At 44.6% G+C, this 22,708-nt stretch carries 16 protein-coding genes and 1 tRNA gene; 13 read left to right on the forward strand and 4 right to left on the reverse strand.

The window, feature by feature from the left end; genetic code table 11:
• Nucleotides 1–11: 11 nt before the first annotated feature.
• Both QP339_RS06255 and QP339_RS06260 read right to left on the reverse strand, forming a co-directional pair.
• On the reverse strand, nt 12–1,298 hold the full coding sequence (locus QP339_RS06255; RefSeq protein ID WP_284910831.1) for a glycine/sarcosine/betaine reductase component B subunit: 1,287 nt from the start codon (nt 1,296–1,298) through the stop codon (nt 12–14).
• A gap of 27 nt (nt 1,299–1,325) precedes the next feature.
• Nucleotides 1,326–1,724 carry a GrdX family protein gene (locus QP339_RS06260; RefSeq protein ID WP_284910832.1) on the reverse strand — a complete coding sequence of 133 codons (399 nt, stop codon included), beginning with the start codon at nt 1,722–1,724 and terminating at the stop codon, nt 1,326–1,328.
• A 532-nt stretch (nt 1,725–2,256) separates the two neighbouring features.
• Between QP339_RS06260 and selD the strand changes: the two genes are divergently transcribed.
• From selD to grdD, 8 genes are all read left to right on the forward strand, one after another.
• A complete protein-coding gene (gene selD / locus QP339_RS06265; RefSeq protein ID WP_284910885.1) occupies nt 2,257–3,231 on the forward strand; it encodes a selenide, water dikinase SelD in 975 nt (324 codons plus the stop codon).
• Between the two features lie 31 nt (nt 3,232–3,262).
• Nucleotides 3,263–3,604, forward strand: a complete 342-nt coding sequence (gene yedF, locus QP339_RS06270; RefSeq protein ID WP_284910833.1) for a sulfurtransferase-like selenium metabolism protein YedF — start codon at nt 3,263–3,265, stop codon at nt 3,602–3,604.
• Nucleotides 3,605–3,612: 8 nt separating this feature from the next.
• Nucleotides 3,613–3,876, forward strand: coding sequence for a putative Se/S carrier protein (locus tag QP339_RS06275; protein ID WP_070617001.1), 264 nt, complete (start codon nt 3,613–3,615; stop codon nt 3,874–3,876).
• Between the two features lie 11 nt (nt 3,877–3,887).
• Complete coding sequence (selB, locus tag QP339_RS06280; RefSeq protein WP_284910834.1) at nt 3,888–5,762, forward strand: selenocysteine-specific translation elongation factor; 1,875 nt, start codon at nt 3,888–3,890, stop codon at nt 5,760–5,762.
• Nucleotides 5,763–5,774: 12 nt separating this feature from the next.
• Complete coding sequence (selA, locus tag QP339_RS06285; RefSeq protein WP_284910835.1) at nt 5,775–7,163, forward strand: L-seryl-tRNA(Sec) selenium transferase; 1,389 nt, start codon at nt 5,775–5,777, stop codon at nt 7,161–7,163.
• Between the two features lie 171 nt (nt 7,164–7,334).
• Nucleotides 7,335–7,808 (forward strand): glycine/sarcosine/betaine reductase complex selenoprotein A, encoded by a 474-nt coding sequence (grdA, locus tag QP339_RS06290; RefSeq protein WP_083294294.1) that lies wholly within the window; start codon nt 7,335–7,337, stop codon nt 7,806–7,808.
• Between the two features lie 209 nt (nt 7,809–8,017).
• Nucleotides 8,018–9,553, forward strand: coding sequence for a glycine/sarcosine/betaine reductase complex component C subunit beta (gene grdC / locus QP339_RS06295; RefSeq protein ID WP_284910836.1), 1,536 nt, complete (start codon nt 8,018–8,020; stop codon nt 9,551–9,553).
• 11 nt (nt 9,554–9,564) lie between these two features.
• On the forward strand, nt 9,565–10,722 hold the full coding sequence (grdD, locus tag QP339_RS06300) for a glycine/sarcosine/betaine reductase complex component C subunit alpha (protein WP_284910837.1): 1,158 nt from the start codon (nt 9,565–9,567) through the stop codon (nt 10,720–10,722).
• A gap of 133 nt (nt 10,723–10,855) precedes the next feature.
• Here grdD and QP339_RS06305 read toward each other — a convergent pair whose 3' ends face one another.
• Nucleotides 10,856–11,407, reverse strand: a complete 552-nt coding sequence (locus tag QP339_RS06305) for a biotin transporter BioY (protein ID WP_284910838.1) — start codon at nt 11,405–11,407, stop codon at nt 10,856–10,858.
• Between the two features lie 511 nt (nt 11,408–11,918).
• Nucleotides 11,919–11,991 (reverse strand) — tRNA-Thr (locus QP339_RS06310).
• A gap of 226 nt (nt 11,992–12,217) precedes the next feature.
• On the opposite strand from QP339_RS06310, the gene QP339_RS06315 reads away from it, so the two are divergent.
• Genes QP339_RS06315 through addA form a run of 5 tightly spaced genes read left to right on the forward strand, consistent with a single transcriptional unit; the run spans nt 12,218 to nt 22,684 of the window.
• Nucleotides 12,218–12,940, forward strand: a complete 723-nt coding sequence (locus QP339_RS06315) for a tRNA (adenine(22)-N(1))-methyltransferase (RefSeq protein ID WP_284910839.1) — start codon at nt 12,218–12,220, stop codon at nt 12,938–12,940.
• Nucleotides 12,933–14,057, forward strand: a complete 1,125-nt coding sequence (locus QP339_RS06320; RefSeq protein WP_284910840.1) for a Nif3-like dinuclear metal center hexameric protein — start codon at nt 12,933–12,935, stop codon at nt 14,055–14,057. The genes QP339_RS06315 and QP339_RS06320 overlap by 8 nt, the downstream gene beginning before the upstream one ends.
• 24 nt (nt 14,058–14,081) lie before the next feature.
• The gene (gene pepT, locus QP339_RS06325; RefSeq protein WP_284910886.1) at nt 14,082–15,338 is read left to right on the forward strand and encodes a peptidase T; all 1,257 of its coding nucleotides are present in this window, start codon (nt 14,082–14,084) and stop codon (nt 15,336–15,338) included.
• A gap of 1 nt (nt 15,339) precedes the next feature.
• Entirely contained in the window at nt 15,340–18,960 is a 3,621-nt protein-coding gene (locus QP339_RS06330; protein ID WP_284910841.1) for a PD-(D/E)XK nuclease family protein, read from the forward strand.
• Entirely contained in the window at nt 18,944–22,684 is a 3,741-nt protein-coding gene (gene addA / locus QP339_RS06335) for a helicase-exonuclease AddAB subunit AddA (RefSeq protein WP_284910842.1), read from the forward strand. The genes QP339_RS06330 and addA overlap by 17 nt, the downstream gene beginning before the upstream one ends.
• Nucleotides 22,685–22,708: the final 24 nt, after the last annotated feature.

Consider the following 22,708-nt stretch of genomic DNA (forward strand, 5'->3'; position numbering starts at 1 on the left):
TCCTTATTAAATTATACAAAACGAGCAGATTGTTTATTAAAGCCTAACTCATTGGTTGCCCCAGTGATCGCTTGAATTTCAACAGTGATTTCACCGTTTTCTTTCAAGCTACCTTCTGCACCACCAGCGATAATGTCAACATATTCTGTCGTTCCAATGATGCGATCCATTGCAGGTAGGGTAATGACTTCGTTGGCATTCCCACCTGTAACAGCAGCGTTTGCTAGTGGATCCGCATCTGCTAAGGATTGAGAAGATCCATCGCGTCCGGCATACTCATCGGTTACGATAACAGTCTTAACACCAGCTTTTTCAAGCTTCGTACAGTTCATAATCAAGTCTGTATCAGGGTTACCGAAACCTTCTTGAGATACGATAGCGCCATCTAAGCCCAAGAACTTCGCTAATTTAGCTGTGAAATCGCTAGAACGTTGCTTGTCAGCAAGGTAAACCGCTTCGTTGGTGATGATAACACCCATGAAGTTGATATCTTTACCGTGGCGAGCATACAAGTCTTTGATAATTGGATTATTTAAGTGGTGGTAAGTTGTATTCTTGTCACATGCAGACACACAGTTACCTGAAATAATCGCGCCGTCCATGATTTCAGTAGGGTAGAGAATGGTTGGGACAATATGCTTAGCATCGGTACCATAAACGTAGGTATCATGGAGTAAGCCTTGGGTTTGTAGCATATAAACGTAGCCAACTTTTGGCAGGTCAGGATATTCATTGGCCTGTTCAAAGATGGGTTTAGTTTCATAGACTTCAACATTGTCAGGTTCAAGTTCCGTCCCTAATTGGCCTAAATAGTTCGCTACTTTTAAACCAGCTAAACGTAGAGCTTCTTCATGGGCATGGGTTTCAATGCCTTCAACAGGTTGAGCCACTAAAACAATATTAATATTTTTAGAGAATGGTGTTAATTCTGCGCCAGGACCACTCATATCAACGATACCTTCTTGGAAACGAACCAGTTTCCCAGCTGTCATAACTTCACAGCCTTTAAGAGCAACTGTTTTACCTTCCCCGACAGTATCTATTCGGTTAATAACACCTGGGAAAACACCGGCTTTAGAATCAACTTTCGCACGGGGTTCGATAACGTCCTTAACTGGAGTAATACGAACAGATTCACCTGGTTTGGCGATTTCAATTTCAACCGATTCGAAGCGGTCGTCTTCAAGCACTAAGTCTTTGACTTCTTGCTCATTAATAGATAGAACAGAATCTTCAATTTTGGATTCGTTAGTTAATACGACATCCTTAATTTGAATTTCTCCAAATTCTAATTTCATAAACTCACCTCTCAATTATGTTAAAAGTTACATAAAATGTGGCGGGATTTGCATCCGCTCAAGTGCATGTTGAATCAGATCAAGGTCAATTAAGCTAAAGTCTCTGAGTGTTGCTTCATTCCAGTCAGGTCTTTTTTCTTGTGCAGAAAATTTATCATATACTGAAATGGCATTTTCCATCATTTCAAGACTTTCTAGATCGATAGCTGCTTTCGCTTTATCAGTTAGGGCGATTGACTTATAAAAGGTTTCATTGGGTTTCAAACTGCTGCTTAGGGGATGAGTTAGTAAGGAAACCTTATCGTCAACGACTACCTCCCTAGCTTTCTCCAAAACATCACGATATTCGCCATCGACAAACCGTACTCTTAATGAAGGAGCAGAGATCTTTTCTTTGACTTGTGGATTGTTTGTAATAATTTGCATATATACCTCTCAAAATTTAAATTTAGCCCTTCAAGAATTGAAAGGTAGAAAAAACGCTAACAAACTTGTTCACAAATCTGGTCAACGTGCACGACTTCTTAGGTAATTGTTTTTATTCATGATTAAACCTCCATGAAAATTTTATAGGTGAGTTATAAAATTTCTTTAATAAATCGCGATTATGCGCAAACATAATCATTCACATAGTTATTGTAACACGAAATAAATATTATTCAATCGCTTTATCTTATAAAAGCATTTAAATTGAAGACGAGACAATAAAGAAACCCCTTACTGAAAAAGGTCTTTGCCAGTCAAAAAAATCTCAAAAATTTATTAAAAGAATCACAAAAAGCAAAGTGATTCGTTTGAGTCTAGGGCAAAAAAGTGGTAAATTATACATGAGACAGGCTATTCACTCATAAATAGACTGTTAGCCTTAAGAAGAATTAATCAAGGAGTTGATGCAATGGTCGATCAAAAGAAATACGAAGAAGATAAATTAGAAACTTGTGGGGGCTGAGGCGCTAAGATAGGTGCGGGACACCTTTCAGAGATGCTAAGCCAGCTACCTAAAAACCATGATGACCAGCTTTTGGTAGGCTACGATTCTGCGGATGATGCAGCAGTTTATCGGATTAGCGATGATGTCGCTGCTATTCAGACCTTGGACTTCTTCCCACCTGTTGTTGATGACCCTTATTTATTCGGTCAAATTGCAGCTACAAATGCCTTGAGTGACGTTTATGCGATGGGTGGTCGCGTTGCCACAGCAATGAATATTGTCGGTTATCCACGCAACAAATCCTTCGCTGATTTAGAAAAGATTATGCAAGGTGGCGCTGAAAAAGTTCAAGAAGCTGGCGGGGTTCTCGCTGGGGGCCATTCGATCCATAATGATTCTGTTTTATATGGTTTATCCGTAATGGGTTTGGTTAGTCCTGAACGCATTTTACAAAATAACCAACCACAGGCGGGGGATGTTCTCTTCCTCACTAAAAAATTAGGGGTCGGTATTATTACCTCAGCCCACAATAAAGGGGAGTGTAGCCAAGCTGCCTTTGATGAGGCAGTGGAATCTATGCGCACTCTAAATAGATACGCAGCAGAAGTGATGGAGGATTTCCCAATCTCGTCTTGTACCGATGTGACGGGCTTTGGTTTCCTAGGCCACCTTATGGAAATGGTGGAGGCTAACCTGACAGCCAAAATCGATGCTTCAGCCGTCCCTTATATTGAAGAAGCCCTTGAATGTGCTAAAAAAGGCATCCGGACGGGTGGTGCTGGACGCAATTTAAACCACTTCGGTAAGGATATTTTGATTAAAGCAGAGGATGCTTTATTGGCAGATATCTTGTATGATCCACAAACATCGGGCGGCCTATTAATTAGTTTGTCTCAGAATAAGGCTAAGGAATTTATGGCTAGCCTAGAAGCTGCTGGTGTTTCTGCTTGGCAAGTGGGGCATTTTGTGGAAAGAGATAGTCATGCCATCATTGTTGAGTAAGTACTTTATGAATAGGAAAGGAAGACTGTAAATGAGTGAAAAGTATATTGTCGTTGTATCAAGTAATGAAATGGGCCACGGCGATCCAGAACTGGGCAAAACTTTAATGAAAGCTTTTATCCATAACTTAACGGAACAAGAAAGCTTACCCGAAAAGATTTTATTCTATAACACTGGGGCTTTACTGGTTGAAAAAGGCGCTGATACGGTAGAAGATTTAGAACTTTTAGCTGACAAAGGCGTTTGGATTGGTACTTGTGGGACTTGTGTCAACTATTTTGAACTAGAAGACAAGGTAGCAATTGGTGAAATTTCCAATATGACCGAAATAGTTAAAAATATGTACTCTTATGACCGTGTCGTTCAACCTTAAGTCAGCTTATGACGATTTTTTTACTAACTTTTAAGGGCGCTCAAGCTGCTATGCAAGGTGAAAAGGAATTTAAAGAAGCGGGCTTTTCGGCCCGCTTAGTTCCTACTCCTGAATCGATTTCTGCAGCTTGTGGCTTAGCCCTACGCATTAAAAATACAAATTTCGAAGACATAAACCAGTTTTTCTCCCAGGAAAGAAGGAAAGGAACTGGTTTATATCTTATTGAAGGTGAAGGACGGTCCAAACAATACACAGCGCTAGATTGGAATTAGGGGGGGACGCTTTGGAAAAATTTGTCATGGGAACTGCTGGTCATATTGACCACGGGAAGACGACTTTAATTAAAGCCTTAACTGGTATCGAAACCGACACAACAGATGAAGAGAAAAAAAGGGGCCTATCGATTAACTTGGGCTTTGCCTATATGGACTTAGCCAATGGAGAACGTCTAGGGATTGTCGATGTACCCGGCCATGAACGCTTTATTAAGAACATGGTAGCTGGAGTATCTGGGATTGACTTTGCTCTCTTGGTCATTGATGTTAACGAAGGGATTATGCAACAGACCCGAGAACACATTGATATATTAACTTTGCTCGGTTTAGAAGATTTTATTATTGCCTTATCGAAGGTGGATGGTGTTGATCCCGACTTGCTTGAAATCGTTAAAGAAGATATCCATGAACAGTTTAAGGGCACGGTACTTGAAGATGCACCAATTGTTGAAACCGATGCGGTGACAGGTTATGGGGTTGAGGAATTGCGTACGCTGATTACTGAGAAGTGTGAACATCTGGAAAGCAACAACCTTGACCTGCCTGCCCGGATGAATGTGGACCGGGCCTTCTCTGTTAAAGGTTTTGGGACAGTGGTCACGGGGACTTTGATTGAGGGAAAAATCCATGTTGGGGACGAGCTGACGGTTTATCCTGGTGGACAAAAAACTAAGGTTCGTACTATTCAAATCCATGAAGAAGACCAAGAGGTGGCTCACGCGGGCAATCGGACGGCCTTAAATCTAACTAAATTAAGTTTAGACGAGATTTCAAGAGGCGATGTGCTTTCAGCTGGGCCACTGGAACTGTCATGGATGCTCGATGTGAAATTGAAGTGCTTAGAAGATTCGGACCAAATGATTGAACTCTGGGACCGTGTCCATTTGAATATCGGAACTCGAGAAGTGCTGGCGCGTATTGTGCCCCTAGGTGTGGGCGCTATCATGCCTGGTGAAGAAGCCTTTGTCCAATTGCGCTTAGAAGAGCAATTGGCCGTTAAAAAAGATGATCGCTTTATTATTCGTTCCTATTCACCCGTTTATACCATAGGGGGTGGCTTTGTCTTAGATCCAAGTCCTAAGAAGCACAAACGCTTTAACGATGAAGTCATTGAAAGCCTTAAGATTAAAGAAGAGGGCGATACAGCAGATATTCTAATGGATTTCATGAAACACCGAGCTCATGGCTTAAGCAGTGTTAAGGAAATGAGTGACTATCTCAATCTACCGATGACTTCCTGCCAAGAAATTGTCGATGACTTGTTAGAAGAGGGACAACTGCTAGGTTTTGGTCATTTCTATATGGCTGTTGATCGTTACCAGGACTTGGCTGATGAGATGTGTGAAAAATTGGCTCACTACCACGATAAAGAAAGTTTACGTCGAGGGATGCCGATTGAAGAATTTCGTTCGCAGTTTAAAAAGTTGCCGGCTAAAGAATTGGATACCATTACTAAGCAATTAGAATCTGATGGGAAGATTAAGCTCGAAGATGATATTATCCGCTTAGCTGATTTTGAAATTAAATTAACGGGTGAAGAAGAGAAGATCAAAGAAGAAATTCTTAAGGTGCTCAAGGAAAGCGCAATGGCGCCACCAGAAGTAGAAGAATTGACCCATGAAGATCCAGCTTATTATGATCTTTTAAATATGCTAGTCGGTGACCAGGTTTTCCAATTAGACCGCTATACTTACCTAGATATGGAGATCTACCAGCAAGCCGTCCAAAAAATCAAAGATCATATTAGCGCTAATGGAAGTATTTCCTTAGCAGAATGCCGGGACTTATTCCAAACCAGCCGGAAATATGCGTTAAAACTTCTAGAACATTTAGATAAAGAAGGTATTACCAAACGTCAAGGCGATGTCCGTATCTTGAAATAAAAAGGAGGCTATATGAAATCTAAATTATCCGATCTACCTGCAATGAATCACTTGCTCAGTCTCGATCAAGTTGATGACTGGCAAGAAAGCTATCCCCACTATCTGATAAAGAGATGTTTGGAAGAAAGTTTGGATGACATTCGCACAAAAATCCTAGCCGGAGAAGATTTAGTCATTAGTGAAGCTGATATCCTCAAGCGCGGGGAAAAACGTTTAGAAGCTATTTATGAATCTAGCTTGAAGCGTACGGTTAATGCAACTGGTACCGTAATCCATACTAATCTCGGACGCTCTCTCTTGGCTGATGAAGCAGTGGATGAAGTGGTTAAGGCAGCACAAAGCTATAGCAACCTTGAATATGATCTAGAAGAGGGCCACCGAGGCAGCCGTTACCAACATATCCGTCAAATTATTGTCGAATTGACAGGGGCAGAAGATGCCCTTTTAGTCAACAATAACGCAGCAGCCGTCCTATTAATGCTAACCGCTTTAACGCAAGGCAAAGAAGTCCTGATTTCACGGGGCGAGCTCGTAGAGATTGGAGGTGCCTTCCGTATCCCGGATGTCATCCGCAGCTGTGGGGCCTACTTAGCTGAAGTTGGTGCGACCAATAAGACCCACATTGCAGACTATGCGGAGGGAATTACAGAGGATACGGGGGCTATTTTGAGAGTCCATACCTCTAATTATCGTTTGATCGGTTTCACGGAAGCCGTCTCAGATGAGGACCTAGTTGCTTTAGCCAAGAAAAATGACCTGCCTATCTTTAATGATTTAGGGAGTGGTTTATTAGTCGATATGCAAGAATTTGGCTTACCCTATGAACCTACCGTTTCGGAGATGATTGAAGCGGGCTATGACTTGGTGAGCTTTAGCGGGGACAAATTATTGGGCGGAGCCCAGGCAGGGATTATTGCCGGCAAAAAGACTTATATTGATCGATTAAAGAAACACCCCCTCTTGAGAGCCTTACGAACAGACAAAATGTCTATTGCTGCGCTTGAAGCAAGTTTGCGCCTTTATTTAGACAAAGATCGCGCCTTAACGGAAATTCCAACCCTAGCTATGATTAGAGCTTCACAAGAAGAGCTGTGGTCCAAGGCAGAGCAGTTAAAGAATGAGATTGATCAGTTGGAAGTCGGCTTTGATGTCAAAGTGATTGCTGGAAAATCCCAGGTTGGGGGTGGGGCTTTCCCTGGTGTCTATCTTGACACAGCTTTGGTTAGTCTCCAACATGCTGATTATTCCGGTACGGAACTTGAAAGACAACTGCGGCTCAGCCCTGACCATATTATTGCGCGTTTGAATGATGGCTTGCTTTCTTTTGATGTCAGAACTCTTCAAGAAGGAGAAAACGCTTTGATTACAACTTGTTTAAAAGATCTCTTCTCTAAAAGTTAAGCCCTTTCTTTCAAGTCAATAAAACAATTTGCCCAAGTTTTATGGATGAAAAAGTTGACATTTTCAAATAGGACGTTATAATAAGATTGTAAGATAATTTAATGGTTCACATAGTTAATGACTATTTGGAGTGATTAATTATTGGAACCAAGTTTTAAAGGAGGAATTGATATGGCTATTGATTGGAACGGCAAAAAAGTTCTTATCATTGGTGACCGTGACGGTATTCCTGGCGAAGCTATGGAAGAATGTTTAGCGGATACACCAGCAGAAGTTATTTTTTCATCTACGGAGTGCTTTGTCTGAACGGCTGCGGGAGCAATGGATTTGGAAAATCAACGCAGAGTTAAAGAAGCAGCTGAAAAACATGGCCCTGAAAACCTTATCGTGTTAATTGGTGGTGCGGAAGCAGAATCTGCTGGTCTAGCAGCTGAAACCGTAACCAACGGTGACCCGACTTATGCAGGCCCATTGACAGGAGTACAATTAGGTCTGGCATTCTGCCATGCAGTAGAACCAGAGTTCAAAGAATCCGTAAATGAAGATGTTTACGATGATCAAATTGGAATGATGGAAATGGTATTGGATGTCGACGCTATTTGTGAAGAGATGACATCAATTCGCGATCAGTTCTCTAAATACTAAGATTATCACTACAATTTTAAAGTATTTTTTTAAAATGGGTGACCGGCGTGAATCTGTCACACCGGTGCCCATTTTTTATTTCTTAGCTAACCCATAAGAGAGCATATCATTTCTTCAATTGTGAAAAATGTAACATAAAGCGCAAGGAAAAATTTAGCGCATTTTGAATGCGCTTACTAGAAATCGACTTAAAAGATAGGAGAATGACAATGAATTATGCAAGTTTAAAAGCAGCGGGTTATGTGTTAGTGCACACTCCAGATATGATTATGGCAAATGGTTCCACACAAACAACTGAACGTTTGGTTAATCCTGATAGCGAATACTTGAAGAAAGCTCCAGAACATATCCGCTCATATGAAGAAGTGGTTAACTATGCTCCCAACCAGGTTTATATCGGGAACATGACCCCAGATGAGTTATCTGAACTTGAATTCCCTTGGTATGACAAGCCCGTAGAAGGTAAGCGCCACGGCCGCTTTGGGGAAATTTTACCTGAAAAGGAATTCTACGGCTTATTAGAAATTGCCGATGTTTTTGAATTAGTCTTCTTAGAAGAATCTTTTGCTGAAGAAGTAAAAGCAGCGCTTAAGGACAATGAATTGTTCAAAGAAGATGCTGACAGCATTAAACAAGTAGATACAATTGAGAATATTGAAAAACATATTGACGAATTTGAAGCTGAGCCTCTTTACTATGAAGATAAACTAGTTGGCTGTGTTCACCGAGCACATGAATACGATGTGAACTTAAATGCTCATACCATGCTTGAAAACCTAGTCGTTAAGGCGTCAGGTATCTTATCATTGCGCCACTTACTTGCTGATTCAGATATTAATCCAGAAGATGTTGACTATGTTATTGAGTGCTCTGAAGAAGCCTGCGGTGATATTAACCAACGCGGTGGGGGGAACTTTGCCAAGTCAATCGCTGAAAAATGTGGCTGTGCTAATGCTTCTGGTTCAGACGTCCGCGGCTTCTGTGCAGCGCCAACCCACGCCTTAGTTTCAGCGGCATCAATGGTAGCAGCAGGTACCCATAAAAACGTGGTTGTTGTGGCTGGGGGATCTACTGCGAAATTAGGGATGAATGGTAAGTCTCACGTCGAAAAAGACATGCCGATCCTAGAAGATGTAGTTGGTGGATTCGCAGTTCTTGTAGGGGAAAATGATGGCAAGTCACCAATTCTACATACTGACTTAATCGGTAAACACACGGTTTCAAGCGGTTCGAGTCCTCAAAAAGTAATGACAGCTTTAGTAGGGGATGCCTTAGACCATGCAGGCCTTTCTGTTAATGATATCGATGTTTATTCTTCTGAAATGCAAAATCCTGATATCACTGTTCCAGCAGGGGCAGGTAATGTGCCAGAAGCTAACGTGAAAATGATCGGTGCTTTAGGGGTTATGCGTAAAGAACTCGAACGCTCTGAACTTCCAAACTTCTTAAAAGAAAAAGGAATTCCGGGTTGGGCACCAACTCAGGGTCACATTCCTTCAGGTGTGCCATACTTAGGCTTTGCTATTGAAGATTTAACTAGCGGTGACAAGAACCGTGCTATGATCATCGGTAAAGGCTCCCTTTTCTTAGGCCGTATGACCAACCTCTTCGACGGTCTATCTGTTATTGTTGAGCGGAATAGTGGAGAAGTCGAAGAAGCTAAGAATACGGACTTCAAAGAAGCTGTGAAATCCGAACTTGCTAATGCTTTACGTGACTTTGCAGCAAACCTTTCGGAAGAGTAGGAGGTGTGACAATGTCAGAACAAGTAAAATCAACGATTAAAGAAGTCTTTGAAGAATTAGCTGATGCTCTAGAAAGCGGTCAAATGGGGCCAAAATTTAAAATTGGTTTGACCATTAATGGTTCAGAACATGGCGACCAAGTCATGAAAGAAGCGGCTGAGGCTGCTAAAAAAGACAACTTATTCGACCTCGTTTTGATTGGTTCAGCTTACGACTGGACCGACCAATATGAACTCTATCAAGCGGATGACGAGCAGAGTGTTTCAGATAAGGTAGAAGAACTCTTAGCTGATGGGACCATCCAAGGCTGTGTGACCTTGCACCATGCTTTTCCTATTGGGGTATCCACAGTAGGACGTGTTCAAGCGCCTGCTAATGGCAAGGATGTTTTCATTGCGACGACAACGGGTACAACAGCTACAAATCGTGAAGAGGCCATGGTTCTGAATGCTATTAATGGGGTTACAGTAGCTAAAGCTTGTGGCTATGACAAGCCAACACTTGGTATTCTGAACGTTGATGGAGCTAATAAGGTTGAACGTTCCTTGAAAGAGCTCCAATCTAAGGGCTATGAATTCACATTCGGTGAATCTAAACGTGCTGATGGGGGCGCTATCCTGCGAGGAAACGACCTCCTACAAGCAGCGGTTGATGTTGTTGTCACCGATACCTTAACGGGGAACCTGTTAATGAAAGTATTCTCAGCCTTTAACACTGGTGGGAGTTATGAAGCAACTGGTTATGGCTATGGTCCTAGTATTGGAGAGGGCTATGAATTCAATATTTGTATCGTTTCTCGCGCATCCGGAGCTAATGTCATTAAGAACGCTCTGACCTATGCTTATGAAGTGGCTAAAGGTGATCTGATTGCGATTAGCGAACAGGAATATGCAGCAGCTAAAAAAGCAGGTCTTGATCAAATCCGTGATGACCTACAAGTTAAGTCTAGTCCAGCAGCTGAAGAAGAAGTTTCAGCTCCAGAAAAAGAAATTGTTTCAGTATCCATTGCTGGGATCGATGTCTTAGATCTTGAAGAAGCCGTACAAGCTTGCTGGAAAGCTGGAATCTATGCTGAAAGTGGTATGGGCTGTACAGGTCCAGTAGTTATGGTTAACGAAGCCAAAGAAGATCAAGCAAAAGAAGCAATTAAAGAAGCTGGCTTTATTTAACCGGGAAGTACACCTTGAATAAATATAAGTAATTGATAAGAGCCTCAGTAGTGGGGCTCTTTTCAGTTTTAAAATTAATTAAAAAAGCGATTCCATAATAGAATCGCTAGTTGATTTTTCGCAAAGGTCGGGCCTATTTAAAAATTGCAAGCTTATCGAGCCTTTTGACTAAGATGAGAACTAGGAAAGCTTTGATCGAGTCGCCAAGATAGAAAACGACTGTACTGGCAGCGGCAGTTAGATAGGGCATATTGCCGAAGTGACTCATTCCAATCGCACCAATGAGATTAGTGAGCAAGACGCCAGGAATCCAAATAGTCAAGTATTGGACAAAGAGGGGAGGATCCTGGCTAAGTAATTGATGGTTTCGGGCAAGGCCTATGAGGAAAGCTGTAATGAGATAAGCGAGGAGATAGGTAGAAGATGGTCCATAGAAAGCTTGAAGCCCCCCATTGCCACCAGTTAAAACTGGAAAACCAATGGCTGCTAGGATCAGAAAACCTGCCACCGCTGCACTGCCTTTTTTCGCCCCGAGTAGGGCTCCGGAGAGCATGATTCCTAAGTTCTGCAGGACAATCGGTACTGGTAAAAAACCAAGAGGGATAGGGGGGAAGAGCCCTAAAACAATGATAATAGCAATCATAATGGCAATGCTTGTCAGGTCTTTACTTCTTTTGTTATTCATTCATTGACACCTCATGTTTATTGATGTTTAAAGTATAATTAAAAGAACAACAAATGTCAACTTAAAATATATACAGGGTGACATTTGTTTTAGTATATTTTATTTCAATAAGAATGTATCGAGTTGTGATATCATGCTTGCGAGTTATCAACTAAATATGTTACACTTAGTTTGCACGTAACCATAGCATGTGAAGAAATTAAAGCGCAAACTTTCTTAAGGCCTCAGTCTATGGTTGCGTGTATTTTATTAATGTATACAAAAAAGAGGAGACTGTATTAGCCTCCTCTTTTTACATTTAATATAAATATGATATACAAAGCCTATTGTTTACAAAGTTATAGCAAATTAATCTTGAAAGCCTTGCGCTACGTGAGTTTGTGATAAAAAAGTTATAGCAAATGTATAGTTTTTGGGGTGATTTACTAGCGGTTAATAGGGTCTACTAGGGAAATGTAAGTCCTATAAACCTTGATTTAAAGCCTATTAGGGTTTATTAGATTGTGAAAAATGCTGGATGCAGGATTCGAACCTGTGACCCCCGCATTACGAATGCGATGCTCTACCAACTGAGCTAATCCAGCGAAACGATATTCCTATTATAGACCTTTTACAGGACTTTGTAAAATATTTTTTTAATTTAGAGTAAAGACAGTTGAATAAGGCCTTGTTGACTCAAAAATACAAAGAGCTGCAAATAAATTTTTATTAGATTCTTTTATTTGAGCAGATGACAGATTCCTAAAGATTTATGGCAAGTAAATTAATGGTATAATGAAAGTAAATCTTTTTGCGATAGGGAGAGACTATATGACAAGTGAACATTTATCGAAACGTCTAGCTAAGGTTGCGGACTATGTTCCTCAGGGAGCACGATTGGCTGATATTGGTTCAGACCATGCCTACCTTGCTAGCTATTTAGTGGCAGCTGGCCGTGTAGAGGCTGCAGTTTGTGGGGAGGTTGCCGAGGGGCCTTACCAGTCGAGCTTGGCTACCGTTCAGGCGCGTGGCTTAGCCGATTGTATCCAAGTTCGCCTAGCCGATGGTTTAGCTGCTATTCAAGCAAGCGATCGGATAAGCTGCATTGTCATTGCAGGGATGGGCGGTTCATTGATTGTGGACATACTGGCAGCTGGCCTGGCCCAAGGGAAATTAGACCAAGGTCCGCGTTTGGTTCTCCAGCCCAATGTGGGAGAGGCGGAATTGCGGCGCTGGTTGGAAGCCAACCACTATCAGATTACGGCAGAGTATATTTTAGAAGAAAATCAAAAAATTTATGAAATTATTGTGGCTGATTATAGCGAAAGTGTTCCTTCTTTAAGTGAAGAGGCCCTCGTTTTTGGTCCCTTTACCAAGGCTTCTAATCCAGAAGTTTTCCATAAAAAACTCTACCGCCGACTGAAGCATGCGAAAGGTATTAACCAATCCTTAAGGCAATCGACAAACCAGGAGAAGCAGGCGAGTTTTAAACACTACCAAGAATTAATTGAAGAGCAGATCCGCATAATGGAGGAGGAGATTAAAGATGACTAAAGTAACTGTTAGAGATATCGTTCAAAAGTTTCAAAGTTTTGCCCCTGAGTCCCTAGCTTTGGGGAAAGATCCAGTGGGCTTGCATTTTGGTTTTTTGGACCAGGCAATTCACAAAGTACTTTTGACACTGGATGTGCGTCCAGAAGTGGTTGAGGAGGCAATTGCAAAGGATTGCGATATGATTCTCGCCCACCATCCGCCCATCTTTAAGGCGCCTAAACGGCTAACTGAAGATGATCCCCAGCAAGCCATGTATGCTGAGTTGGTTCGGCACGGTATTGCGGTTTATGCAGCCCATACCAACCTCGATGCGGCCTGGGGAGGTATGAACGACTGGCTGGCAGAGGCTTACGATATTGTAGATACCGAGGTCTTATACGGCTACCAGGAAGATAAAAATTACCGTATCAAGGTTTACCTGCCCCAAGAAAACTTAGCGGACTACCAGGCAGCTATCTTTGCGGCTGGCTACGGCCAGGTTGGCAACTATGACCAGGTTTCCTTTACTTCTAAGGGACAGGGGCATTTCCGGCCCTTGGACCAGGCTCAACCTTATATTGGTTCAGCTCAGGAAGAAACCTCTGTTGATGAAGTTGTCTTCTCTTTCCTGGTTAGCCAATCTGAGCTGTCAGCTGCTTTAGACCTAGCTCGCCAACTCCATCCTTATGAAGAAGCAGTGATTGATCTGCTTCCCTTAGCTAATAAGGGACAGACTCTAGGCATCGGCCGGGTTGGTCGATTGAAGACTCCTATGCCCTTTAGAGATTATGTAGACTTAGTGAAGGAGCGGACAGGAGTCGATGCCTTGCGGGCTGTGGTCTGGAATTGGGACCAAGAAGTGGAACGGGTGGCGGTGCTTGGTGGCTCTGGGGCTGATGAGTATCCCTATGCCATAGCCAAGGGTGCGGATGTTTATATTACCGCAGATGTTTCCTACCATACGGGGCATGATATGATAGCCAACCGCTTGAATGTGATTGACCCTGGCCACCATATGGAGTCTATCTGCAAGGATAAGTTGGCTCAAGTCCTAGCGGCTTGGATCGAAGAAGAAGATTGGTCCCTAGCTTATGCTAGCAGCCAATTAAATACGGATCCTTTTACTTTTGTTTACTAAGGAGGAAGTCAAATGACTGAAGAAATCTCTTACCAAAATATTATCGATCGTTTTGTTCGTTATGCCAAGATTAATACCCGTTCAGATGAAAGTTGTGCGGATCAAATCCCTTCTACGGAAAGACAGGTCGTTTTTCTCAAAGACTTAGCGGAAGAGTTGAAGGAGCTCGGCCTATCAGATGTGGCATATCATAGCGATGATAGCTATGTGACGGCCTTGCTGCCAAGCAATGATCCTGACCATACTTACCCTGTGATTGCCTTCTTTGCCCATGTGGATACAGCTGACTTCAACGCCGAGAACATCCAACCACAAGTGGTGAAAGATTATGATGGGGGCGTCATTCCCCTAGGCAACAGCTCTTATAGCCTGGACCCAGAAGTTTTTCCTAGCTTAAAGAACTACCTTGGTGAGACCTTGATCACTACCGATGGGACCACTCTTTTGGGAGCTGATGACAAGGCAGGACTTGTGGAAATTATTGAAGCAGCCCTCTATTTGATGGCGCATCCAGAAATTAAGCACGGCGATATTAAATTAGCCTTTGGACCCGACGAAGAAATCGGCATGGGAGCTACACGCTTCAATGTGGAACGTTTGGCTGCCGACTTCGCCTATACCATGGATGGGGGACCGCTTGGCGAATTACAATATGAAACCTTTAATGGGGCTAGCGCTCAATTGCACTTCTCTGGTAAAAATGTCCATCCTGGAACAGCCAAGGACCAGATGATTAATGCCCTACAAGTTGCGATGGACTTCCACGCGGCCCTACCTGAAGAGGCTCGCCCAGAAAAAACAGAAGGTCGGGAAGGCTTTTACCACCTCTTATCCTTGTCGGGAACGGTCGAAGAAGCTGAGGCCGCCTATATTATCCGCGACCATGACCCTGAGGCTTTTGAAGCTAAGAAAGATAAAATCTTGGCCCTAGAAAAAGATTTCAACAATCGTTTTGATCAAGAAGTCGTTAAGGTTGATCTGGCGGACCAATATTATAATATGGGCAGCATCCTGGCTGAAGATATGCGGCCTGTCCATCTCGCAGAGAAGGCCTTTGAGGCTGTGGGAATCGAAGCGGATATTGAAGCGGTTCGTGGGGGAACAGATGGCTCTATCCTGACTTATCGCGGCCTGCCTACGCCAAATATTTTTGCTGGCGGAGAGAATATGCATGGGCGCTATGAATATGTGTCGGTGCAAACCATGGAGAAAGCCATTCAAGTGATCTTAGCCATTGTTTCTTTAGCTAAAGACTATGACCAATTAAGTAAGGAGGTTTAGCATGACCTTGCATTTCCTGCGTATGACCGATACTTATTCTGATAAGTCGGCGGTCTATGCGGATATTGTGGCTGACTTAAGGAACCATCCCGACCGTCAAATCTTCTACCTGGTGCCTGACCATATGAAGTTCGATATGGAAGTCCAGGTCCTGGAAGCTATCCAAGGTCTGGCTAAGGGGGAAGAAGTAAGCGATGGGGCGAGTGGGATGATGCGGCTCCAGGTGATGAGCTTCGAACGTCTAGCCTGGCTTTTGCTCAAGGCAGACTGGCCCCATGACAAGCAAGCCCTGTCCTCTGTGGGGACCATGATGCTCTTGCGGAAGGTTCTCCATGATTTATTCGATGAGCTCAAACTTTACCGGGGCGAATTCAATAAAATTGGTTTTCTATCCGAACTGGCTGATCTTTTCCATGAATTGGAAATGGGGAATATCGATCCCGATTCTTTAGATGAAATCTTAGCCCAGGAAGATCCCCAGGTCTCCTCATTAAAAGCTCGCCAAGTGGATAAGCTAAAGGAATTAGCTATGATTTACCGCGCCTATGAGGCTGAGCAGGGGCGCTTTACTTTGGCTAGCCATGCCGTTTACCAAGCTCTCGATGAATATATCCGGTCAGAAGACATGAGCCAGGTGAGGGTGGTTATTGATGGCTTTTACCGCTTTACAGCGCGGCAGTTGCAGGTTATTGAGGCCTTCCTCCTTAAGGTCCCCAAGCTCGAAGTCATTCTGACAGCGGACCGGGCCTACCGCCAGTCGGGGCCAGCTTGGGATGATCTTTTTACCATTACAGGAGAGGCTTACCATCAAGTTTACGCTTTAGCCAAGAGCCATGATATTCCCGTGGCAGATGACCAGTTTGCGGGCCCCAATACAGCTTATGCGCCAGCTTTTGCTGGGCTGGATGAATACCTGCGTCAACGTAACCGTCAGGGGCAGCCCAATGAGCCTAAGGGAACAGCTGACTTAGCGAATCATCTAGAGATCTGGAAGTGTGAGTCGCCTTATGTAGAGAGCGAGCAGGTGGCCAATAAGATTTATCAATTGGTGGCTAGTGGCCATTACCGCTACAAAGATATCCAAATTCTGACGCGCGATGTGGACAAGTATCGCTATCAAATCCTGCCCTATTTAGAACAGAATGAAATCCTTTATTTTATTGACAATGCCGAAAGTATGCAGCGGCATCCCTTGTCACGTTTCTTGGATAGCTTATACCGGATTTGGCGCTATAATTGGCGCTACCAGGATGTCTTTAACCTCTTGCGAAGTGAGCTCTTAATGCCGCTTGCTTACTTGGAGGCAGAGGACCGACAAAACGGTCAGAAGGCTTTTCGCCGGGTGGTAGACCAGACTGAGAATGTGGTTCTCAAGAATGGCTATGAGGGCCGGAGATTTTGGCAGTCCGACTATGAGTGGTCCTACTTAGAGCTGGATGACCAGGGGCAAAAGATTGCCCGAGAGGCTGATCAAGTGATTGAAGAAGAGGCTAATCGCTTGAAAAATTTCCTCTTTAACAGTCTGGATCCGCTTTTTAAGACTTGGGAATCTTCCTTACCAACAAAGGAGGCTCTAACGACTTTCTACCGCACTTTGGAAAGATTGGGAATCCCTCAACAAATTCTAAATTGGCGTGATGATCTGATTGATGCGGGGGATTTGGAACTGGCCCGCCATCATGAGCAAGCCTGGCAAGAGTTTGTCCAGATTTTGGATGAATATGTCTTACTTTTTGCTGAGGAAGACTTTTCGGTGGAGCTCTTCTTTGACCTCATCCAGGTAGCTTTCCGCGAGGCGAAGTACAGTATTGTGCCGCCTAGCCTAGATAGTGTGAGCATCTCAGGCTTGGATAGCCAGCGTTCAAGTGCTAAGCCGGTAACTTTTGTCCTGGGGCTAACCCGGCAAAGTCTGCCCCGTCAATATGAGAACCACAGCCTCTTCAGTGATGAAGACCGCGATTTGATTAGCCAGGGCTTGACGGACCTGCAATCGCTAGCTGCCTCGACCCGACAAAAGACGGTGAATGAAGCTTTCATTGCTTACAAGACTTTTTTAGCGGCCTACAATAAACTCTATATCAGTTATCCCTATAATGAGTTAGGGGAGAAGACTTCGAATATTTCGCCTTTCTTAGACCAAGTGCGCCAAGCTTATGGCTTGGAAGAGAAGCTCCATAGTTCGCAAAACTTAGTGCTCCAGGCCCATGAAGAGGTTCACCTGGGCAATTGGCGCAGCCAAGTTCACCACCTGGCCAGCAAGCTCTCCCTGGCTAAGATGCGCCGTGAGCAACTGCCGGCTAGCTACGCCTCCCTCTACCAACAAGTTAAGGCCCTCCGCCAGACCCATCCAGAGATTAAGAAGGTCTTAGCGGGTCTTGATTATAGTAACCAGGTCAAAAACTTGCCTGCTGAGTTGGCCCAAGCCCTCTATGGTCAACCCTTGTTTACTTCTGTTTCGCAGTTGGAACTTTTTAATAAGGATCCCTTCTCTTATTACCTGGTCTACGGTTTACGACTAAGGGAAAGGGAGCGGATGCAGCTCGATCCCATTCAGACCGGGAACTACTATCATGGCCTCCTCCAGGCTTTCTTTGACCGTGTGCTAAAGGACCAGATCGCGATAGAAGATTTAAGTGTCGACCGAGTTTATAGCTTGTTGAAAGATTTGGTGTACCAAGCCCTCGAAGATGAGGCCAATACCATTTTTACAACCAGTGCGCGTTTTAGCTGGATGAACCACTCGCTCAACCGGACGCTCTACCAAGTGATCCAACAAATCATTCGCCAACAGCGGGTAACTAAGCCGCGGATTCGGGCGAATGAATTATCTTTTGGTTTAGCGGGTAATTCCCAGAACAACCTGCCGGCTTATGAGCTTAGCCTAACTGAGGGACAGTCAGTCTTCTTGCGGGGCCGAATCGACCGCTTAGATACTTGGCAGTATGAAGGGATCGACTACCTGCAAGTGGTGGACTATAAATCGTCTAAGCAGTCTTACCAATTCCGGCATATCTATGAAGGCCTCTCCCTTCAACTCTTTGCCTATGCCCAAGTAGCTTTAAGGGCTGACCAAGGAGGAGAGGGGGCAGAAGTTTTTGGCACCTTCCACCAGCTTGTGTCTGACCAAGTCCGTCCCATCAATAAAGAAGCCGATTTTCAAGGGACAGCCTTAGAAACCATGCCTAAAAATTATCAATTAACGGGCTATTATTTGGCTGATCTGGACCTGCTTCAAGCGATCGATCCGACAACCGATGAAAAAGAGAGCTCACTCAGCTATCCTTATAAATGGAATAAAAATTTTGTCCTAAAGAAAGATGCTTACGGCTTAAACCGCCAGGAATGGACCTGGCTCTTAGACTTTGTTGATGACAAGATCCGTCAGACCGCTCAAGCTATCCTAGAAGGCGAGATTGCACTGGCTCCCTTGCGCCAGGATAAGGAAAGTCTCTATATTCCGTCCCTCCAGTACCCACTGAATGCGATTGCCTGTTTTGATCCAGTTGATGGGGGCAACCGCTACCGGGATTGGGGCTTGACAGCTAATGACCGCCAGACTTTTTTCCAAGAAATCCAGCAAGCACTTGAAGAGAAAGGAGCTTTAGATGATGAAAGATCCTAAGCGTCTGACCGAGCTGCCCTTGCAGAGCGAAGGGAACCAGCAGACGCCCGAACAATGGCAGGCTACCTACCAGGAGGGGGATAATCTATTGGTTGCAGCCTCTGCCGGGTCAGGGAAGACCCGGGTTTTAGTGGAACGCATCCTCCAAAAATTAAAACGTGGCTATCAGCTGCTCGACTTCCTCGTGGTAACCTTTACAGAATTAGCAGCCAGCGAAATGAAGGACCGGATTGAAGCAGAACTCAAGATGGCTATTAACCAAGCCACGGATGAAGACCTGCGCCGCCACTTAACCGTACAAATAGGCCAGGTCAGTCAGGCTCATATTTCTACTATCGATGCTTTCTGCCGGCAAGTTATCCAGCGCTTCTATTATTTAATCGAGATGGATCCTAACTACCGCCTGGTGACGGATGTGACGGAGAATTTTTTGATTAAAGATGAAGTTTGGCAGCGGCTGAAGGAGGAGCGCTTAGCGAGCAATGATGAGGCTTATCTCTTAGTTGCCGAGAATTTCAGTGATGGCCGGCGCGATGACGGCATTGACCAGTTGATCTTTGACCTCTATGACAAGGCCCGATCCCACGCTGACCCCAAGGCTTGGCTAGAGTCATTGTTGGCTTATTACCATACGGCTGACTCCTATGACCAATCGCCCCTCTTCCAGGAAGCTGTGAAACCCGAGATCCACCGGCAATTAGCTGACATCAAGGCGCGTTTGATCCGTATTGATAATGACTTGCCCCGCTACTTAGCGCCTGGTTTTGAGAAAATGTCGGAAGCTGGTCTGCAATTACAAATTAAACAGGTGTCTGGCCTAGTCGAGGGCTTAGACCAGATGACCTACCAAGACTTATTTGAAAGCTTCCAATCTCGTCCTTGGCCCAGTCTGCCCCGTCGAAGTAAGAAAGACTTTGAAGATGATGATGAGATCTATGCTTTGAGCGCAAACTACAAGGAACGAATTGACCAGGTTAAAGCGGATTATGAGAAATTGCAGGCCGACTGGTTGGCTTTTTCCGACCAGAGTCAAAAATGGATGCTCGACCAGTCTGGAAACTTGGCCCAAGCTTTAGTTGAAACTGTCATTGCCTTCATCGATGCCATGGCAGCCTACCGTGACCAGGAAAATGTCTTAGACTTTGCGGAAATCGAACTGCGCGCTTATGCGATTTTGACTTCTGATGGCGGTGAGAATGAGGCACGCGCATACTACCAAGAACGCTTTTCTGAAATTATGGTCGATGAGTACCAGGATGTGAACGAACTCCAGGATGCGATCTTGACCACTATGTCCCGCCAAGGCTATGACAATAATATGTTCATGGTGGGTGATGTCAAGCAGAGCATCTACCGCTTCCGTTTCGCTGAACCCGGGCTCTTTGTCGGGAAGTACAAGGCTTATGCGGAGGGGAAAGGGGGTCAGCGGATCGATCTGTTGAAGAATTTCCGTAGCCGCCATGATGTTCTGCACCTAACAAATTATGTCTTTAGGCAGTTGATGGCGGATGATATTGGCCAGGTCCTTTATGATGACCAGGCTCAACTGATTACGGGCTATACAGCTTATCCAGACCAGGCCCAGATGATTCCTGAATTGTTAATTTTTGATAGTCAAGACCTGGACCAGGTCGAAGATGACTTAGAGGATAGTGATGCTGGCCAGGCAGAATTGATCGCCCAACGCATCCAAACCATGATCGAATCGGGCTTTCCCATCTATGACAAGGCCTCAGGGGAAGAGCGTCCCATCCGCTATGATGATATCGTCATCCTCAGCCCAACGCGCAAGCACCACTTACAGGTAGAAGAAGTCTTTAAGCGCTATCAAATTCCTCTGGCCCTGGATAAGTTGACCAATTACTTTAAGCGGACAGAGATTATGATTATGGTCAACCTGCTTAAGATTATTGACAATCCCTACCAAGATATTCCCTTAGTTTCTGTTCTCCGTTCGGCTATTGTGGGCTTGGATGAAGTCGACCTGGCTAAGATCCGCCTCGTTGATAAGTCCGTCCATTACTATGAGGCTCTTTTAGCTTATATGGAGACCGCCGACCGCCGGACAAGCTTGTTTAAGAAGGTCCAGCATTTTATGGCATCCTTGGAGGCTTGGCGGCAATACTCCCGCCAGCAAGCGATCGCTGCTTTGATTTGGCGGATCTACCAGGATACGGCCTTTCTGTCTTATGTGGCTGCCATGCCCAATGGTATCCAGCGGCAGAGTAACCTGCACGGCTTTTACAAGCAAGCCGAACAATTTGAAGCCAAGCAATTTAGGGGGCTCTTCCAATTTATCCGCTTTATCGAGATGATCTATGAGCGGGATAATGACTTGGAAAGTCCTCAATTGGTCGATCCAGACCAGAATGTTGTCCAATTGATGACCGTCCATGCCAGTAAGGGTCTGGAATTCCCAGTCGTCTTCTACTTGAACTTGTCCAAGGGCTTTAACCGCCAGGATTTTCAAGCTAATGTCATTGTCAATGATAAAGTGGGCCTTGGCCTCAAGGTTAATGACCGCCAAGAGCAAATCTCTTACACCAGTGCCTTGCATAAAATGGCTGGCCTAGAAGCTAAAGAAGAGAGCCTGGCAGAAGAAATGCGGAAATTGTATGTGGCCTTTACCCGGGCTGAACAAAAATTAATCTTAGTGGCCAGTGTGGATGATGGGGAGAAGGTCTTGGCGAGCTGGACCCATCCGGCAGTGGGTGAAGAACGCCTGGCCAAGAGCTATCGCTTAGGAGCCAGGAGCCCTTTGGATTGGATCGGTCCGGCTATTGTCCGTCATCCGGATGTACAGAAGGATTTTAGGGGAAGTATAGAGGGTGCCGAGTCATTAGAGCCAAAAGATCCTTTCCATATCAAGTTAGCTTTTGTGAATGGTGAAGATTTAGTGAGAGACCGCGACCACTTTCTCCATGGGGGGCGTGAAAGAGAGAGGAATTCAGATGAACAGGCTAGGGCTGATCAGGTCTTATTAGTTCCTGAGGCAGACTACCACTACCCCTATCATCTGGCCACGCAAACTGCTAGCTACCAATCGGTGAGTGAGCTCAAACGTCTCTTGCAGGAACCACTCGACCATGAATTAGCAGTATGGGAAGATGGCCAAGTCCGTCCTCGAAAGCCTGCCCGCCGTTATGTGAATCCGGACTGGGAGCGGCCTCATTTTATCCAAACGGAAGAGCTGGCTGACCCCCGTGCGATTGGATCAGCGGCCCACTTGCTTATGCAGTGGCTACCCCTCGACCAGTCGCCCAGTGCCCAGGCTTTTGAAGCCCTCTTTGACCACTTGGTAGACCAAGGGGCCCTAGAAGCTTCCCTTAAGGCAGAGCTTGATTTTGACCGCTTGGCTGCTTTCTATGAAACGGATACTGGTCGCTGGCTGCTCAGCAAAAAAGACCAGCTATACCGTGAAAAGAGCTTCTCACTTCTGATGCCGGCTAAGGAGATCTTCTACGACCTGGAAGCTTCGGACAAGCTGCTCATCCACGGGACCATCGATGGCTTCGTCGTTTTAGAAGATTCACTGGTACTCTATGATTTCAAGACGGACCGTTTGTCCTATCTTTCCATGGACCAGCAAGCAGAACGCTTTGCGGAACGCTATCAGGTGCAAATGGATATCTATGCAAGAGCCCTAGAGAATATCTACCAGAAGCCTGTCCAAGACAAGTGGATCATTGCCTTAGAAAATTTAAAGACATTTTCTTTAAAATAGACTTGTCTTCATGAAAGATTATGT

This window comes from Aerococcus sp. UMB7834 (assembly GCF_030215145.1).
Classification (GTDB): domain Bacteria; phylum Bacillota; class Bacilli; order Lactobacillales; family Aerococcaceae; genus Aerococcus.

Excerpts from the sequence above, each read along its gene's own strand:
- QP339_RS06255 (WP_284910831.1), bottom strand. The coding sequence starts at position 1,298 with ATGAAATTAGAATTTGGAGAAATTCAAATTAAGGATGTCGTATTAACT.
- QP339_RS06260 (WP_284910832.1), bottom strand. The coding sequence starts at position 1,724 with ATGCAAATTATTACAAACAATCCACAAGTCAAAGAAAAGATCTCTGCT.
- yedF (WP_284910833.1), top strand. The coding sequence starts at position 3,263 with ATGAGTGAAAAGTATATTGTCGTTGTATCAAGTAATGAAATGGGCCAC.
- QP339_RS06275 (WP_070617001.1), top strand. The coding sequence starts at position 3,613 with ATGACGATTTTTTTACTAACTTTTAAGGGCGCTCAAGCTGCTATGCAA.
- selA (WP_284910835.1), top strand. The coding sequence starts at position 5,775 with ATGAAATCTAAATTATCCGATCTACCTGCAATGAATCACTTGCTCAGT.
- grdC (WP_284910836.1), top strand. The coding sequence starts at position 8,018 with ATGAATTATGCAAGTTTAAAAGCAGCGGGTTATGTGTTAGTGCACACT.
- grdD (WP_284910837.1), top strand. The coding sequence starts at position 9,565 with ATGTCAGAACAAGTAAAATCAACGATTAAAGAAGTCTTTGAAGAATTA.
- QP339_RS06305 (WP_284910838.1), bottom strand. The coding sequence starts at position 11,407 with ATGAATAACAAAAGAAGTAAAGACCTGACAAGCATTGCCATTATGATT.
- QP339_RS06315 (WP_284910839.1), top strand. The coding sequence starts at position 12,218 with ATGACAAGTGAACATTTATCGAAACGTCTAGCTAAGGTTGCGGACTAT.
- QP339_RS06320 (WP_284910840.1), top strand. The coding sequence starts at position 12,933 with ATGACTAAAGTAACTGTTAGAGATATCGTTCAAAAGTTTCAAAGTTTT.
- QP339_RS06330 (WP_284910841.1), top strand. The coding sequence starts at position 15,340 with ATGACCTTGCATTTCCTGCGTATGACCGATACTTATTCTGATAAGTCG.
- addA (WP_284910842.1), top strand. The coding sequence starts at position 18,944 with ATGATGAAAGATCCTAAGCGTCTGACCGAGCTGCCCTTGCAGAGCGAA.